The sequence below is a fragment of the Duganella sp. HH101 genome (assembly GCF_001758795.1).
GTDB classification, from domain to species: domain Bacteria; phylum Pseudomonadota; class Gammaproteobacteria; order Burkholderiales; family Burkholderiaceae_D; genus Rugamonas; species Rugamonas rivuli.
On record NZ_LRON01000012.1, the window covers coordinates 23,700 to 39,402 of the forward strand.

Sequence of the window (15,703 nt, forward strand, 5' to 3'; positions counted from 1 at the left end):
GATGCAGTCACTTTGGATGTTGTTTGCCAGTTTCATGTTCGCCGCCATGGGGGTGTGCGTGAAGCTGGCCTCGGAGGAATTCTCCACATCCGAAATCGTGATGTACCGTGGCGTGGTCGGCGTGGCCGTGCTGTTTTCCATCATCAAACTTCAAGGCGGCAAATTCACCACCACCATGCCGGGCGCCCATCTGTGGCGCGGGCTGGTCGGCGTGGTGTCGCTGTGGTTGTGGTTCTACGCCATCGCCAAGCTGCCGCTGGCCACCGCCATGACCCTCAACTACATGGCGCCGATCTGGATCGCCGTCTGGCTGTTCGCGATGGGCTGGTGGCATGCCAGGAACCAGGTCAGGTGGCCGCTGATGGCGGCGGTCGGCATGAGCTTTGTCGGCGTGACGCTGCTGCTGCAACCGGCCTTCCATGCCAATCAACTGACGCCGGCGCTGATCGCGCTCAGCTCCAGCGTGCTGTCGGCCATGGCCTATATGCAGGTGCGCAAGCTGGGCCTGGCGGGCGAGCCGGAGAACCGCGTGGTGTTCTACTTCTCGGTGATGAATCTGGTAGCCGGTATCGCCGGCAATTTCGTGTTTGCCGGCGACCAGGGCGCGGTATGGCATCCGATCCATACCATGCACGGCGGCCTGCTGTTGCTGGGCATAGGCATCTGCGCCACCAGCGCGCAGATCGCCATGACGCGCGCCTATCGCCTGGGCCAGACGCTGGTGGTGGCCAATCTGCAGTACACCGGCATCGTGTTTTCCAGCGTGTGGGGCGTGCTGGTGTTCGGCGACGTGTTCAGCTGGCATAGCTGGGTGGGCATAGGCGTGATACTGGTGTCCGGTGTGGCCGCAACGTTTTACAATACGCGTAACACCGAGCGCGGTAAGGCGATAGCCAATACCGACCCCATAGCCAGCGAAGTCTAAGGAAACCCGGAATATGTACACCACTCTGATCAGCGCCGCCGACCTGTCCCAGCACCTGACCGACGACAATTGGGTGATACTCGATTGCCGCCATGACCTGATGAACCCGAACGCCGGCCGCGACGGCTTTGCCATCGGCCATATCCAGAACGCGCAGTTTGCCAACATCGACAGCGACCTGTCGGGCGCCAAGGTCGGCGCGGACGGCAAGTTCCGCGGCCGTCATCCGCTGCCGGAGCGCGCGGCGCTGATCGACACGCTGCGCGGCTGGGGCATCAACGACGATACGCAAGTGGTGGCGTATGACGCGCACGGCGGCATGTTCGCGGCGCGCTTGTGGTGGCTGCTGCGCTGGGTGGGACATCCGGCGGTGGCGGTGCTGGACGGCGGCCTTGCCGCCTGGCAGTCGCAAGGCTTGCCGATGGCGACGCCCGAAGCGCCACGCGCACGCGGTGGCATCAGCGAGCGGGCTTCGCTGGTGGAGACGGTGTCGGTGGAGGATGTGGTGGCCAACCTGGCCACGCAGGCCCGCACCGTGGTCGACGCCCGCGCGGCCGACCGTTATCGCGGCGAGAACGAGACCATCGATCCGGTGGGCGGCCATATTCCCGGCGCGAAGAACCGCTTCTTCAAGGACAACCTGAACGCCGACGGCCGCTTCAAGGACGCCGCGCAATTGAAAGAGGAATTCGCGCCGCTGTTCGCCAGCGCGGCGCAGGCGATCATGCAATGCGGCTCGGGCGTGACGGCCTGCCACAACCTGCTGGCACTGGAAGTGGCCGGCCTGTCGGGCGCGGCGCTCTACCCCGGCTCCTGGAGCGAATGGTGCGCCGACCCGACCCGGCCGGTGGCGACTGGCGCTCACTAGATTTTTCGCACCCGCGCCTGGCGCACCCAGCGCGTCACCGTGATTGCACCGCCAACAAGGGTGTACTCGATAACATGCCCGGTTTTGGCAATGGGAAAGCGCCTGGTATTGCGACGCCGCGTCGGTGTGCCTATCCCCGGCTGCATTGCGATGGCATCCAACGCAGCCGAAACCCGTTGCTGAATCAGAATGCTGGTGCTTGGATCTTGCGCCCCGATGCGGTGCAGCGAGTTATTCAACGAGGTTCGCGCGCGCGAATTCCAGCGCACCGGTAGTTTAGCCGGCGTTCCGCTTCCGCTTGGCATAACTCTCTACTATGCGTCTTGCTTCCGCCATGACTTCTTCATTTGGAATGGTCCGGCCAGCGGCAATATCTTCTTCAGCTTCAAGATCGGCCCGCACGCCGTCCTCCACATCCTCGAATCCGTAGAGCCAGACGTCAGGCCAAAGGTGCTCCGGAGTGACATCCGCAAGGCTCGCAATCCGTTCAAGGCGAGCGCGATCGGCGGCGGAGAGGGCCGCTAACGCTTCAGCTTGCTTTTTTTGTCTGGAGTTCATCCCGCCATGATACTCCCGGCGCCGCCTGACGCAAGCGCGCGGGATTGAGCGGTCACAAGGCTCAGTGGCCGCGCGTGAGGAACAGCACGATGATGACGCCGAGGGCGATCAACAGCACTTGCGGGATGGTTTCGCGCAGCGTGGCGCGGCGCTGCATCTGCGGCATCAGGTCGCTGACGGCGATGTAGATGAAACCCGACGACGCAAACACCAGCACATACGGTATCAGGCTGCTGGCGCGGTCCAGCGTGTAATAGCCCAGCAAACCGCCGGCGATCGCCAGCAGGCTGCACAGCAAATTGTAGATGTAGGCCCGCGTGCGCGAGAAGCCGGCGTTGAGCAGCACGATGAAGTCGCCGATCTCCTGCGGTATCTCGTGCGCGATGATGGCCAGCCCCGTCACCAGCCCCAGCTCGGGATTGGCCAGGAAGGCCGCCGCGATCAGGATGCCGTCGGTGAAGTTGTGCATGCCGTCGCCGACCAGGATCATCCAGCCGGCCTTGCCCGCCTCGCGTTTGTCGTGGCCGTGATGGTGGTGGTGGCCGTCGCCCTCGTGGTGGTGCGAATGGCGCAGGATGGCCGTCTTCTCCAGCAGGAAGAAGGCCAGCAGGCCGGCCAGCAGGGTCGCGAACAGGCTGCGCGCGCTGGCGCCCGATTCGAACGCTTCCGGCAAGGCGTGCAGCAAAGAGGTCGACAGCATGATGCCCACCGACAGGCTGACCATGCGCTCCACCACCTTGGACAGCAGCGTAAACGAGAACACCGCGGCAGCGGTGATGCTGACGACGCCGGCAACCGTGGTGGCCAGTAGGATGGAGATGAGTACGGGATCGATGTTATAGCCTCTTGTAGCAGGGACCGTGCCGCTGCGCGCAGGCCGGGGGCGTTATTTTACCGCCCGGCCCGGTTTTGTGCTCATCTTTGGCTAAAAGCCCGGAAAAACAGCCCTTAGATGACGCCGTTTTGCTTGAACCAGGCCAGCAGACGGCCCCAGCCATCCTTGGCGTCGGCTTCGACGTAGCTGGCGCGGTAGTCCGCGTTAAAGGCGTGGCCGGAGTTCGGATAGATGACGAAAGTGGACTTGTTCGGCCCCTTGGCCAGCGCCGCCTTCATGACCGTGATCGATTCCTGGCTGATGCCGGTGTCCTTCAAGCCGTACAGGCCCAGCACGGGTACGCTCAGAGATCCAGCGATATCAACTGGGTGCCTGGGAGTCACCGGAGTGCTGTCGCCCAGCAGCCGGCCATACCAGGCTACGCCGGCCTTGATGCTCGGGTTGTGCGCGGCGTACATCCAGGTGATGCGGCCGCCCCAGCAGAAGCCGGTGATGCCGATCTTGTCGCCGTTGCCGCCGTTGGCCTTGGCCCAGGCCACGGTCGCGTCCAGGTCGGCCATCACTTGCGCGTCCGGCGTCTTGGAGATGATGTCGCGCTGCAGTTCGGCGATCGAGGCGGCTTTTTGCGGATCGCCCTGGCGCACGAACAGGTCCGGCGCCAGCGCCAGGTAGCCCTGCTTGGCGAGGCGGCGGGCGACGTCGGCGATGTGCTCGTGCACGCCGAAGATTTCCGACACCACCAGTATCACTGGCAGATTGGTCTTGCCTTCCGGCTGGGCGCGGTACACGGGTACTTGCACGCCGTCCACCGTCAGGGTGATGGTGCCGGCGGTCAGGCCGGCGGTATCGGTCTTGATGACGTTCTGCGCCACCACCGGCAGCGCGGCGGCGGCAAAGCCGGTGCCCAGCGCCACCTTCAGGAAGTCGCGGCGGTCGACGCCGTCCGACAGACTGGTCTTGGTCAACAAACTCTCTGCATCCTGCGTCAAATCATCCATGCGATTCCTCCGTATTTAGCGTGCGAAAGCTCAGTTCGCCGAGGCTCAGTGAGCCTCGTCCCAGTTCTTACCGACACCGACTTCGGCGGTCAGCGGAACCTTCAGCTCCGCCACGCCGGCCATCAGCTTCGGCAGCATCTCCTTGACCAGCGCCAGTTCGGCGTCCGGCACCTCCAGCACCAGTTCATCATGCACCTGCATGATCATCTTGGTCTGCAGCTTATCCTTTTCCAGCCAGTCCTGCACCGCCACCATGGCGAGCTTGATCAGGTCGGCCGCCGTGCCCTGCATCGGCGCGTTGATCGCGGCGCGCTCCGCACCCTGGCGGCGCGGGCCGTTCGGCGAATTGATCTCCGGCAGCCACAGGCGGCGGCCGAACACCGTCTCCACATAGCCGCGCGCCTTGGCCTGCAAGCGCGTGTCGTCCATGTACTGCTTGACGCCCGAGAAACGCGCGAAGTAGCGGTCGATATAGCTTTGCGCCGCGCCGCGCTCGATGCCCAGGTTGCCGGCCAGGCCGAAGGCGCTCATGCCGTAGATCAGGCCGAAGTTGATCACCTTGGCGTAGCGGCGCTGCTCGCTGGAGACGTCGTCCTTCTCCACGCCGAAGATCTCGGCGGCCGTGGCGCGGTGAATGTCGACGCCCTCGGCAAACGCGCGCAGCATGTTCTCGTCTTCCGAGATGTGCGCCATGATGCGCAGCTCGATCTGCGAATAGTCGGCCGACACGATGTGGCTGCCCGCCGGCGCGATGAAGGCTTCGCGGATGCGGCGGCCTTCCTTGGTGCGGATCGGGATGTTCTGCAGGTTCGGGTCGTTGGAGGCCAGACGGCCCGTCACCGCCACCGCCTGCGCGTAGTTGGTGTGCACGCGGCCGGTTTCCTGGTTGATCCCTTTCGGCAGCTTGTCGGTGTAGGTCGACTTCAGCTTCGACAGGCTGCGGTATTCCAGCAGTACTTTCGGCAGCGGATAGTCCTCGGCCAGCTTTTGCAGCACTTCCTCGTCGGTGGACGGGGCGCCGCTCGGGGTCTTCTTCACCACCGGCAGTTTCAGCTTCTCGAAGAAGATCTCGCCGATCTGCTTAGGCGAGCCGAGGTTGAACGGCTGCTCGGCCAGCTCATGCGCCTTCGCTTCCAGCTCGACAATGCGCGCGCCCAGCTCGGCCGACTGGATGTTGAGCAGCTCGGCGTCGATGTGCACGCCGTTGCGTTCGATCTTTTGCAGCACGACGGCGGTCGGCAGTTCGATGTTGCGGTAGATGAAGTTCAGTTTGGCGTCGTTCTCCACTTCGCCGATCATGGCCTGGTGCAGGCGCAGCGTGATGTCGGCGTCTTCCGCCGCGTACTCGGTGGCGCGGCCGATCTCCACCTTGTCGAAGGTGATCATGCTGGCGCCCTTGCCGCACACATCCACGAACGGTATCGTCGTGTGGTTCAGGTGGCGCAGCGCCAGGCTGTCCATATCGTGCGTGCGGTGCGATTCGAATACATACGATTCGAGCAGCGTGTCATGCTGAATGCCTTGCAGCTTGACGCCGTGGTTGGCGAAGATGTGGCTGTCGTACTTCAGGTTCTGGCCGACCTTGAGCTTGCTCGCGTCTTCCAGCCATGGCTTCAGTTTGGCCAGCACGTGCTCGCGCGACAGCTGCTCCGGCACGCCCTGGTAGCTGTGCGCGACCGGGATGTAGCAGGCCACGCCCGGCTCCACCGACAGCGAAATGCCGACCATCTGGGCCGTCATCGGCTCCAGCGACGTGGTTTCGGTGTCGACGGCGGTCAGCTTGGCGGCGTCGATCAGGGCGATCCACTTGTCCAGCTGCTCGTCGGTCAGCACGGTTTCATAGTTGGTGTCGAGCTTGGGCGCATCGCCGAACATGTCCAGGTTGGCGGAAACGGCGCCGCCGGCCGCCGGTTCAGCGGCGGCCGCGGGGCTGGCCTTGCCCACCGGTGCCTGCGGCGTGGCCGTGCCCAGCTCGCGCAGCAGCGTCTTGAAGCCGTACTTGCTGAAGAAGGCCAGCAGCGTTTCCTTGTCCTCGCCGCGCGCCACCAGCGATTCGGCGATCGTCGTCATGTGCCCGGACAGGTCGCAGTCCAGCTTCACGGTGATCAGCTCGCGGCCTTTCGGCAGCCATTCCAGCGCGTTGCGCAGGTTTTCGCCAACCGCGCCGCCGATCTGGGCGGCGTTGGCGATCACGCCGTCCAGCGAGTCGTAGGCGGTCAGCCACTTCAGCGCGGTCTTCGGGCCGCACTTGGAGACGCCGGGCACGTTGTCGACGGTGTCGCCGATCAGGGTCAGGTAGTCGATGATGCGGTTCGGCGGCACGCCGAACTTGGCCAGCACGCCGGCCTCGTCCATCTTCTCGTTGGTCATGGTGTTGATCAGCATGACCTTGTCGTTGACCAGCTGCGCCAGGTCCTTGTCGCCGGTGGACACCACCACGTTCAGGCCGGCCTGCGCCGCCTGCACCGACAGCGTGCCGATGACGTCGTCCGCCTCCACGCCGTCGACCATCAGGATGGGCCAGCCCATGGCCTTGACCGCCTCGTGGATGGGTTCGATCTGCAGGCGCAGGTCGTCCGGCATCGAGGCGCGCGTGGCCTTGTACTCGGGATACATGTCGTCGCGGAAGGTCTTGCCCTTGGCGTCGAACACGCAGGCGATGTAGGCGGCCGGGAAGTCGGCGCGCAGACGGCGCAACATATTGACCATGCCGTGCATGGCGCCGGTCGGATGGCCGTCCGCGCTGCGCAGGTCGGGCAGCGCGTGGAAGGCGCGATAGAGGTAACTGGAACCGTCAACTAACAGCAGGGTATTTTGCATAGACACTAGATATGGGTGAGGGCGCCGCGCAACAATGGCGGCTAGGCCACGAACGAATGGCGCATTATCGCAGGTTTTGGCGGCGCTTCCCCTGCCCGCGACCGTCTTTTCAAAATAACAATACCCCAGCGCCACTGTGGGGAAATCGGCTTTTAAAAACAGAGAACCGTGTCTGTTTGTTACAATGGATCATACATAAAAATTTGACGGTTTTTCACACCCGACTTTCACCCCTAAGGCGATCCATCATGATGCGCACGACCACCCTCTTGCCTGCCCTCCTCCTGACGCTGTTCGCCCACACGGCGTTTGCCCAGTCGACTCCGAGCCAGGCTCCGCCAAAACTGGAAAAGATAGAGGAAATGGCCGACGATCCGATCACCGTGACAGCCAAGCCGGCGCAGGAGCGCCAGATCACGGAAAAGCGTGACAACAGTGGCCAGGTGGTGGAAGCGACCGTCAAAAGCGGCCCCAGCACTTACAAAGTGAAACCCAACCATCCCGCCGGCACCGCCCTGCCCGGCGACGCCATGGGCAGCGCCAACCGCGGCCCGCAATGGACGGTGATGGAGTTCGACATCGGCAAGAAGAAGAAAAAAACCACGGAAGAAGACGGCTCGTCGGACACCGCCGCCCCGCCAGCCGTGAAATAAAGCGCACGCCCGCCCAGCGGGCGTCCCCCGGCGCCCGCACGACTGCGGCGCCGCCCACCGAACCTCATCAAGTTTTCACATGGCAGTTTTTACCCCGGTCAGCCTGGATGACCTTACCCCGTGGATCAAGCAGTTTCCCCTCGGCCAAGCCCTGGCGCTCAAAGGCATCGCCAGCGGCATTGAAAACAGCAACTTCTTCCTGACGACGGAGCGCGGCGAGTTCGTGCTGACCATCTTCGAGAACCTGTCCTTCGAGCAGTTGCCGTTCTACCTCAAGCTGATGCACCACCTGGCCGACCGCGGCGTGCTGGTGCCGGCGCCGGTCGCCAACGACCAGGGCGAGCTGATCGTCGCCCTGCACGGCAAGCCCGCGTCCATCGTCACCAAGCTGGAAGGCAAGTCGCAGATGGATCCGCAGCCGGTGCATTGCGCCGCCGTCGGCGCCATGCTGGCGCGCATGCACCTGGCCGCCGTCGACTATCCGCTGCAACAGCCCAATCTGCGCGGCCTGGACTGGTGGAACGAGACCACGCCGCAAGTACTGCCCTTCCTGGACGACAGCTGCGCCCACCTGCTGCGCGCCGAGATGCACTTCCAGGAAGCGTTTGCCGCCTGCGCCACCTATCACCAGTTGCAGCGCGGTCCGGTGCACGCCGACCTGTTCCGCAACAACGTGATGTTCGACGGCGAGCGCCTGACCGGCTTCTTCGACTTTTACTTCGCCGGCTGCGACACCTGGCTGTTCGACGTCGCCGTCACCGTCAACGACTGGTGCATAGCCCTCGACACCGGCGTGCTGGACCCGGCCCGCGTGCGCGCCCTGCTGGACGCCTACCATGCCGTGCGCCCGTTCACCGACGCCGAACAGAGCGCGTGGCAGCCGATGCTGCGCGCGGCGGCGCTGCGCTTCTGGCTGTCGCGCCTGTACGACTTCCACCTGCCGCGCGAGGCGGAGATGCTGACGCCGCACGACCCCGGCCACTTCGAGCGCATCCTGCGCGAACGCATCGCCACGCCGGCGCCGGAGCTGCGCGGATGAGCAAACTTCCCGCACGCACCGGCTGGCATTGGGTCAAGCAAGCCTTGCAGCTGTTCCGCAAGCAGCCGGGCGCGCTGATGGCGCTGTTCTTCTGCTGCATGTTCATGTCGCTGTTTTCGCTGGTGGTGCCGCTGCTCGGCTCGGTGGCGCCGACGCTGCTGGCGCCGATGTTCAGCATCGCCCTGCTGCAAGCCTGCGCCGATATCGACCATGAGCAGCGCGCCTTGCCCCGGCTGGTGTTCTGCGGCTTCCGCAAGCCCGCGCGCGGACCGCTGCTGGGCTTGGGCCTGATGTACCTGCTGGTGATGCTGTTCGCGCTGGCGGTGCTGAGCTGGCTGGACGACGGCGTGCTGATCAAGATGGCCACGCGCCAGATCCCGATGGACAAGGACATGCTGGAAAACTCGCGCAGCGCGCTGTTCGTCTCGTCCGGCATCTACATGCTGGGCTGGATGCTGACCAGCCTGGCCGCGCCGCTGATCTACTGGCAGAAGATGACGCTGGCCAAGGCGCTGTTCTTCAGCGTGGTGACGGTGGCGCGCGACTTCAAGGCCTTCCTGGCGGCGGCCGTGGTGCTGTTCCTGATGTTCCAGATCGGCAGTGCGATCCCGGTGCTGCTGTTCGATTCGGCGCAGCTGGAAGTGACCGCCATCTTCACGCTGTTCCTGATCATGGTGGTCCTGATGCACTGCACGCTGTACGCCTGCTACCGCCAGATCTTCGGCACGCCGGAGGCCAGCGCGCCGCCGGCGACACCCCCGCATGCCTGAGCGATACGCCCGCCGCGGCACTTAGGGGTCTGACCCCGAACGGGGTCAGACCCCGCCTGGCCGTGCGGGGTTAACGGCCCAGCCGCTCCAGCTTGGCGATGCTCAGGTCCAGCACCTTCATGCCGTGGCTGCCGAAGTTGATCTGCGCGCGGGCATTGTTGCCGCTGCCCTCGATGTTGACGATCACCCCCTCGCCGAACTTGCCGTGCGCAACGGACTCGCCGATGCGCCAGCCCGAGCCGGGCGACTTCTGCGCGATCTTTTGCGCGATGGCGTTGTCCGAGCCGACCAGCGGCGTCTCGTCCCAGGCCGACTTCTTGTTGGCGAACCAGTGCGACTGCACCTTCGGCGACAGCCACTTCAGCGATTCCTCCGGCAGCTCATCGAAGAAGCGCGACTTCATGTTGTAGCGGGTCTGGCCGTGCAGCATGCGGGTCTGCGCAAAGCACATGTACAGGCGCTGGCGCGCGCGCGTGATCGCCACGTACATCAGGCGGCGTTCCTCTTCCACGCCGTCGTGCTCGCGCGAGCTGCTCTCGTGCGGGAACAAGCCCTCTTCCAGGCCGGTGATGAAGACGTTGTTGAACTCCAGCCCCTTGGCCGAGTGCACCGTCATCATCTGCACGGCTTCCTGGCCGGCGGTGGCCTGGTTGTCGCCCGCCTCCAGCGACGCGTGCGACAGGAAGGCCGACAGCGGCGACATCACGGTCGGCAGCGCGGCGTCGGCGTCGAGGATCTCGAAGCCGTCTTCGTTGACGATCGGTACGCCGGCCTGGGCCTGCGCCTGCGGGCCCAGGTGGGCCGGGGCGCCCTGGCCGTAGCCCTCTTCGGACACGAACTGGGTCGCGGCGCTGACCATCTGCTCCAAGTTCTCGATGCGGTCGGCGCCTTCCTTTTCGGTCTGGTAGTGGGTCAGCAGGCCGGAAGCCTCCAGCACCACGCGCACCAGTTCCGGCAAGGGCCATCTGCTGCGTTTCAAAGCGCGCGCCCTCGATCAGCTTGACGAAGCCGCCCAGCGACGAGCCGGCCTTGCCCGCCACATACGGGACGGCGGCATACAGCGAAATGCGGTGCTGTTCGGCGGCCGCCTGCAATGCCTCGATCGAGCGCAGGCCGATGCCGCGCGTCGGGAAATTGACCACGCGCAGAAAGGCCGAGTCGTTGTGCGGATTGTCCATCAGCTGCAGATAGGCGATCGCGTGCTTGACCTCGGCGCGCTGGAAGTAGCGCAGGCCGCCGTACACGTGGTACGGAATGCCGGCCGAGAACAGCGCATGCTCGATCACGCGCGACTGCGCGTTGGAGCGGTACAGCACGGCGATCTCGCTGCGGGCGGCGCCGTCGGCGATCAGGCTCTTGGTTTCCTCGATGATCCACTGCGCCTCGGCCAGGTCGGAGCTGGCTTCGTACACGCGCACCTGTTCGCCGTGGCCGGCGTCGGTGCGCAGGTTCTTGCCCAGGCGCTTGCTGTTGTTGGCGATCAGCACGTTGGCGGCGTCGAGGATGTGGCCGTGCGAGCGGTAGTTCTGCTCCAGCTTGATCAGGTTCTGCACCTTGAACTCGCGCTCGAAGGCGCTCATATTGCCGACGTTGGCGCCGCGGAAGGCGTAGATGCTCTGGTCGTCGTCGCCGACGGCGAACAAGGCGCTGCCGCCGTCGCGCTCGCCGTGGCCGGCCAGCAGCTTGAGCCACTTGTATTGCAGGTCATTGGTATCCTGGAACTCGTCGACCAGGATGTGCTTGAAGCGCTGCTGATAGTGTTCGCGCAGCGGCTGGTTACGGCTGAGCAGCTCGTAAGTGCGCAGCAGCAGCTCGGCGAAATCGACCACGCCTTCGCGCTGGCACTGGTCGTCGTAGAGTTGGTAGAGCTCGCACTTCTTGCGCTCGTCGGCGTTGTAGGGTTCGATCTTGTCGGCGCGCAGGCCCTGGTCCTTGGCGCCGTTGATGAAGTACATCACCTCTTTCGGCGGAAACTTCTCGTCGTCGACGTTGTGGGCCTTGATCAGGCGCTTGATGGCCGACAGCTGGTCCTGGGTATCGAGGATCTGGAAGGTCTGCGGCAGCGCGGCGTCGCGGTGGTGGGTGCGCAGCAGGCGGTTGCACAGGCCGTGGAAGGTGCCGATCCACATGCCGCGTGTATTGATCGGCAACATCGCCGACAAACGCGTCATCATTTCCTTGGCCGCCTTGTTGGTGAAGGTGACAGCCAGCAGGCCCGACGGCGACACCTGGCCGGTTTGAATCAGCCAGGCGATGCGGGTCGTCAGTACACGGGTTTTGCCGGAACCGGCGCCCGCGAGGATCAGGGCGCTTTGTGCCGGCAGGGTCACGGCGGCGAGTTGTTCGTCGTTGAGGTTATGAAGAAGATTGTGCATCCCGTGATTATACCGGTACTGGCTGCATACACAGTACTCCGGGGTCAAGTCTGACATTTGGACACGGGCTCTGCCGTAGTGAACACTACGGCAGAGCCCGTGTCCAAATGTCAGACTTGACCCCAGCGGTTAATTACGCGGACGGCGCGGGCACGGCTTTGCCGGTCTTGACGGCGTCCTTGATCAGCTCCTTCATGGCGCGCTCGGCTTCGCGGCTGGCCTTGGCCTGCTCGCGGCCCAGCTCGCCCATGGCCTGGCCCAGCTCAGCCATCGGCTTGCCGGCTTCCGCCATCTGCTTGCTCAGCGCCTGCATGGGTTGATGCATGGCCTGGATTTTCGCCTGTTGCGGCGCCAGCTCGCGCTGGTATTGCGCCATCTGCTTTTGCAGCGGTTCCATTTCCGCCTGCAGCGCGGCCTGGCGCTCGTGGAAGCGGCGTACTCTTTCCGGCGTCGGATCGTCGCCCATGTCGCGCGCCGCCTGTTCGATGCGCCGTCCCACCGCTTCCTGCTGCCGCGCTATCCGGTCCATCTGGCGCTGCTGGCGGTCCATGTCCAGCTGGATCTTGTCGCCGACGTCATGACCGAGCCTGTCCATCTGACGGCCCAGTTCGTCCATGACCTTGCCTTGGGCGTCCATTTTCCTGCCCTGCGCATCCATTTTTTCACCGATGCGGTTGACGGGCGCCCAGGCTTCGTCGGCCTTGGCGATGGCCGCGGGGTCTTGGATCAGGTAAGTCTTGTCGCCGTCGCGGAACCAGATGAAATCGCCTTTGACGGTGCGGCGCGCGGTCTCGATTTTGTTCAGGTCCGTGCGGGAAGCGGACACCGTGATGCCTTCCTTGTTGGCATGCACCAGCGCGTAGCCGGCATTGCGGCTGTCACGGTCGTAGCGGAAGTTCTGCACGCCAGTCATACGCGGCGCCGGTGGCGCCGGTGGCGCGGGCGGTGCAGGCAAGGCGGCCGGCGCGGCCGGCGCTGACGGGGCGGCCATCATGGGCAACGCAGGTACGGCAGGCACCGCAGGCAAGGCGCGCATCACCTTGGCAGGCTTGGCTGGCTTGGCCGGTTTGGCAGGCGCTGCCGGAACGGCGGGCACGGCTTCGGCCGCTATCGGCTCGGCAGGTTCGGCCGGCTCAGGCGGTGCTGGCGGAGCCGGCGGCGCGGCAGGCGGCACCTGGCCGGACGGGTCGGACAGCTCCACCGTTGCGGCCGGGGCGGCAGCGGCGGGCGGCAAGGGCGCGGCGTGCGCATAGAGCACGGCGCCGGCAGCAAACAAACCCATCAGGGGCAAAGCCATCTTCCAGCTGACTGGTTCGACATCGGGACGCAGCAGGCGTTTAATACGAGACATGAGATTTCCTCCGTGAGCCGCGTGGGCTAGTTGTGTGGTGTCGAACTGGAACCGATCCAGTTCCGACAGGGCCTTCGCCAGCCTCTGGGGCTGGCCGAGCATGTCCACTGCGAGGTCGTCGGCGATTTGTTCCCGCTCGATCCGTATCCTGCGCGACAGCGCCCAAACACTAGGGTGATAGAACAGCACGATCTCGATCGCGCTTTGAACCAGGTTGACCAGGTAGTCATGCCGTTTGATATGCGCCAGCTCGTGCGCCAGCAAGGCTTCCAGCAGGTCCGGCGGCATGCCGCTGACCAGCGCGGCCGGCACCAGCACGATGGGACGCCAGCAGCCGGCCGTGATCGGGCTGTCCAGCAGATCGGCCACGCCCAGCCGCACATGGCGTTCGATGTCGAAGCGGCGGGCCAGCTCGGACAGGCGCCGCTGCCAGTAATGATTGACGGTGTACTCGCCAGCGCGGGTGCGCGCGGCCACCCATTGCAGGCCCAGCGCCAGCCGCAGCGACATCAGCACCGCGCCAAGCAGCCACAGGCCTACCACCCACGGCAACTGGCGCCGCAGCAGCGCTTCAAAGGAGGAGAAAGCGCCATCGCCCAGCAGGCCTGGCGCGGCGGCAGCGGCGGCCTGGCCGGCGGCGTCCGCCAGACCGGCGCCCTGCCCGGCCAGCGCGCGCAGCAGCGTGGCGGCTCCGGCGCCCTGCCCGGCATCGGACAACTGGACCAGTATGCCGGCCAGCGGCAGCGCGGCGCACAGCAACATGCCGGCGCAGGCCACGGCGTAGCGGGTCTGCGGACGGGCCCCGCGCAGCGCATACATCGCCAGCGCGACGGCCCAGCCGATCAGCAGGCCTTGCCAGACAAAGTGCAACAGCGCCCAGCCGATGGCGGGCACCAGGGCGGCCAGGACGCTGCTCATGAGCGTCCTGCCTGCCGTGAAATCTTATGACTGCGTATCGCTTCCATGCCGCACTCCCCAGTTGATGGATGTAGAATAAATTATCTAGATGTCGTTGTCTAGAACTTTTTTTCTACATCCATCGCACCGGGAATTAGTGGGCGCGCTTGGCGCTGATGGTGACGACCGGCATCTTGACGCCGTCGACCACGACGACCTTGATCTTGCCTGCGTCGATGGCCGGGGTGGCGCGCGCTTCGGCGCTGGCGTAGCCGGTGGCGCACAGGATGACGGCGCTGGCGACGAAGATGATTTCCATGTTTTTCAGTACGTTCATGATGTTGCTCCTTCAGTGGTGGGCCTTACTTCCATGACTCCACTGTAGCCAAACACATCGCTGAACGCCTGCGGATTGCGACAGAATGCAGCTTGGCCGGAGCCAGCTGCATTCCGCCGCGATGGGCGTCAGTAAATGACCACCGAGCGTATCGATTCGCCGCTTTTCATCAGGTCGAAGCCTTCGTTGATGCGCTCCAGCGGCAGGCGATGGGTGATCAGGTCGTCGATATTGAGCTTGCCTTCCATGTACCAGTCGACGATCTTCGGCACGTCGGTGCGGCCGCGCGCGCCGCCGAAGGCCGAACCCTTCCACACCCGCCCCGTCACCAGCTGGAACGGACGGGTGGAAATCTCCTGCCCCGCCGCCGCCACGCCGATGATGATGGACTGGCCCCAACCCTTGTGGCAGCACTCCAGCGACTGGCGCATGGTGGTGGTGTTGCCGATGCACTCGAAGGAGTAGTCGGCGCCGCCGTCGGTCAGCCCGATGATGGCGTCGACCACGTTCTCGACCTCGGTCGGATTGATGAAGTGGGTCATGCCGAACTTGCGCGCCATGTCCTGGCGGGCCGGGTTGATGTCGACGCCGATGATCTTGTCCGCGCCGACCATCCTGGCCGCCTGGATCACGTTCAGGCCGATGCCGCCCAGGCCGAACACCACCACGTTGGCGCCCGCCTCGACCTTGGCCGTGAACAGCACCGCGCCGACGCCGGTGGTGACGCCGCAACCGATGTAGCACACCTTGTCGAACGGCGCGTCCTCGCGGATCTTGGCCAGCGCGATTTCCGGCACCACGATGTAGTTGGAGAAGGTCGACGTGCCCATGTAGTGGTAGATCGGCTTGCCGTCGATGGAGAAGCGGCTGGTGGCGTCCGGCATCAGGCCGCGCCCCTGGGTCGAGCGGATCGACTGGCACAGGTTGGTCTTTTGCGACAGGCAGAATTTGCACTGGCGGCATTCCGGCGTGTACAGCGGAATGACGTGGTCGTCCTTTTTCAGCGACTTGACGCCGGGGCCGACATCGACCACCACGCCCGCGCCCTCATGGCCGAGAATGGCAGGGAAGATGCCTTCCGGGTCGGCGCCGGACAGCGTGTAGTAATCGGTGTGGCAGATGCCGGTGGCCTTGATCTCGACCAGCACCTCGCCCTCGCGCGGGCCGCCCAGTTCCACTTCCTCGATCGTCAGCGGTTTGCCCGCCTGCCATGCGATGGCTGCTTTGGTTTTCATTGTTCGTCCTGTGGCTGTGTTATTCGGGGGACCGGAACGGAG

General features: G+C 64.8%; 13 protein-coding genes and 1 pseudogene. 5 read left to right on the forward strand and 9 right to left on the reverse strand.

Annotated features, from left to right (window positions below):
* Window position 1 precedes the first annotated feature (1 nt).
* On the forward strand, window positions 2-925 hold the full coding sequence (locus DUGA2_RS19115) for a DMT family transporter (RefSeq protein ID WP_070267117.1): 924 nt from the start codon (window positions 2-4) through the stop codon (window positions 923-925).
* A gap of 13 nt (window positions 926-938) precedes the next feature.
* Window positions 939-1,793: a sulfurtransferase gene (locus tag DUGA2_RS19120; protein ID WP_070267116.1), complete on the forward strand. Its 855-nt coding sequence runs from the start codon at window positions 939-941 to the stop codon at window positions 1,791-1,793.
* Here the strand turns inward: DUGA2_RS19120 and DUGA2_RS33635 are convergent.
* The 5 genes from DUGA2_RS33635 to polA form a co-directional block, all read right to left on the reverse strand.
* Window positions 1,790-2,032 (reverse strand): hypothetical protein, encoded by a 243-nt coding sequence (locus tag DUGA2_RS33635; protein ID WP_168167754.1) that lies wholly within the window; start codon window positions 2,030-2,032, stop codon window positions 1,790-1,792. The two genes, DUGA2_RS19120 and DUGA2_RS33635, sit on opposite strands and share 4 nt — an antisense overlap.
* 37 nt (window positions 2,033-2,069) lie before the next feature.
* Window positions 2,070-2,351, reverse strand: coding sequence for a hypothetical protein (locus tag DUGA2_RS32825; protein WP_071658844.1), 282 nt, complete (start codon window positions 2,349-2,351; stop codon window positions 2,070-2,072).
* A gap of 61 nt (window positions 2,352-2,412) precedes the next feature.
* Window positions 2,413-3,114 carry a ZIP family metal transporter gene (locus DUGA2_RS19130; RefSeq protein ID WP_008445231.1) on the reverse strand — a complete coding sequence of 234 codons (702 nt, stop codon included), beginning with the start codon at window positions 3,112-3,114 and terminating at the stop codon, window positions 2,413-2,415.
* Window positions 3,115-3,299: 185 nt separating this feature from the next.
* The gene (locus DUGA2_RS19135; protein WP_070267114.1) at window positions 3,300-4,184 is read right to left on the reverse strand and encodes a dienelactone hydrolase family protein; all 885 of its coding nucleotides are present in this window, start codon (window positions 4,182-4,184) and stop codon (window positions 3,300-3,302) included.
* 45 nt (window positions 4,185-4,229) lie between these two features.
* Window positions 4,230-7,004, reverse strand: coding sequence for a DNA polymerase I (gene polA / locus DUGA2_RS19140; RefSeq protein ID WP_070267113.1), 2,775 nt, complete (start codon window positions 7,002-7,004; stop codon window positions 4,230-4,232).
* Window positions 7,005-7,252: 248 nt separating this feature from the next.
* On the opposite strand from polA, the gene DUGA2_RS19145 reads away from it, so the two are divergent.
* The 3 genes from DUGA2_RS19145 (at window position 7,253) to DUGA2_RS19155 (ending at window position 9,466) form a co-directional block, all read left to right on the forward strand.
* On the forward strand, window positions 7,253-7,657 hold the full coding sequence (locus DUGA2_RS19145) for a hypothetical protein (protein WP_070267112.1): 405 nt from the start codon (window positions 7,253-7,255) through the stop codon (window positions 7,655-7,657).
* A gap of 79 nt (window positions 7,658-7,736) precedes the next feature.
* Window positions 7,737-8,696, forward strand: coding sequence for a homoserine kinase (locus tag DUGA2_RS19150; protein ID WP_070267111.1), 960 nt, complete (start codon window positions 7,737-7,739; stop codon window positions 8,694-8,696).
* Window positions 8,693-9,466, forward strand: coding sequence for a BPSS1780 family membrane protein (locus tag DUGA2_RS19155; protein WP_070271093.1), 774 nt, complete (start codon window positions 8,693-8,695; stop codon window positions 9,464-9,466). Before DUGA2_RS19150 ends, DUGA2_RS19155 begins: the two co-directional genes overlap by 4 nt.
* Before the next feature lie 70 nt (window positions 9,467-9,536).
* Here DUGA2_RS19155 and DUGA2_RS19160 read toward each other — a convergent pair.
* From DUGA2_RS19160 to DUGA2_RS19175, 4 genes and pseudogenes are all read right to left on the reverse strand, one after another.
* Window positions 9,537-11,841 (reverse strand): annotated as a pseudogene (locus DUGA2_RS19160) (UvrD-helicase domain-containing protein).
* 133 nt (window positions 11,842-11,974) lie between these two features.
* A complete protein-coding gene (locus DUGA2_RS19165; RefSeq protein WP_070271099.1) occupies window positions 11,975-14,110 on the reverse strand; it encodes a M56 family metallopeptidase in 2,136 nt (711 codons plus the stop codon).
* A gap of 133 nt (window positions 14,111-14,243) precedes the next feature.
* Complete coding sequence (locus DUGA2_RS19170) at window positions 14,244-14,426, reverse strand: hypothetical protein (protein WP_070271101.1); 183 nt, start codon at window positions 14,424-14,426, stop codon at window positions 14,244-14,246.
* Window positions 14,427-14,554: 128 nt separating this feature from the next.
* The gene (locus DUGA2_RS19175) at window positions 14,555-15,661 is read right to left on the reverse strand and encodes an S-(hydroxymethyl)glutathione dehydrogenase/class III alcohol dehydrogenase (RefSeq protein WP_070271103.1); all 1,107 of its coding nucleotides are present in this window, start codon (window positions 15,659-15,661) and stop codon (window positions 14,555-14,557) included.
* Window positions 15,662-15,703 lie beyond the last annotated feature (42 nt).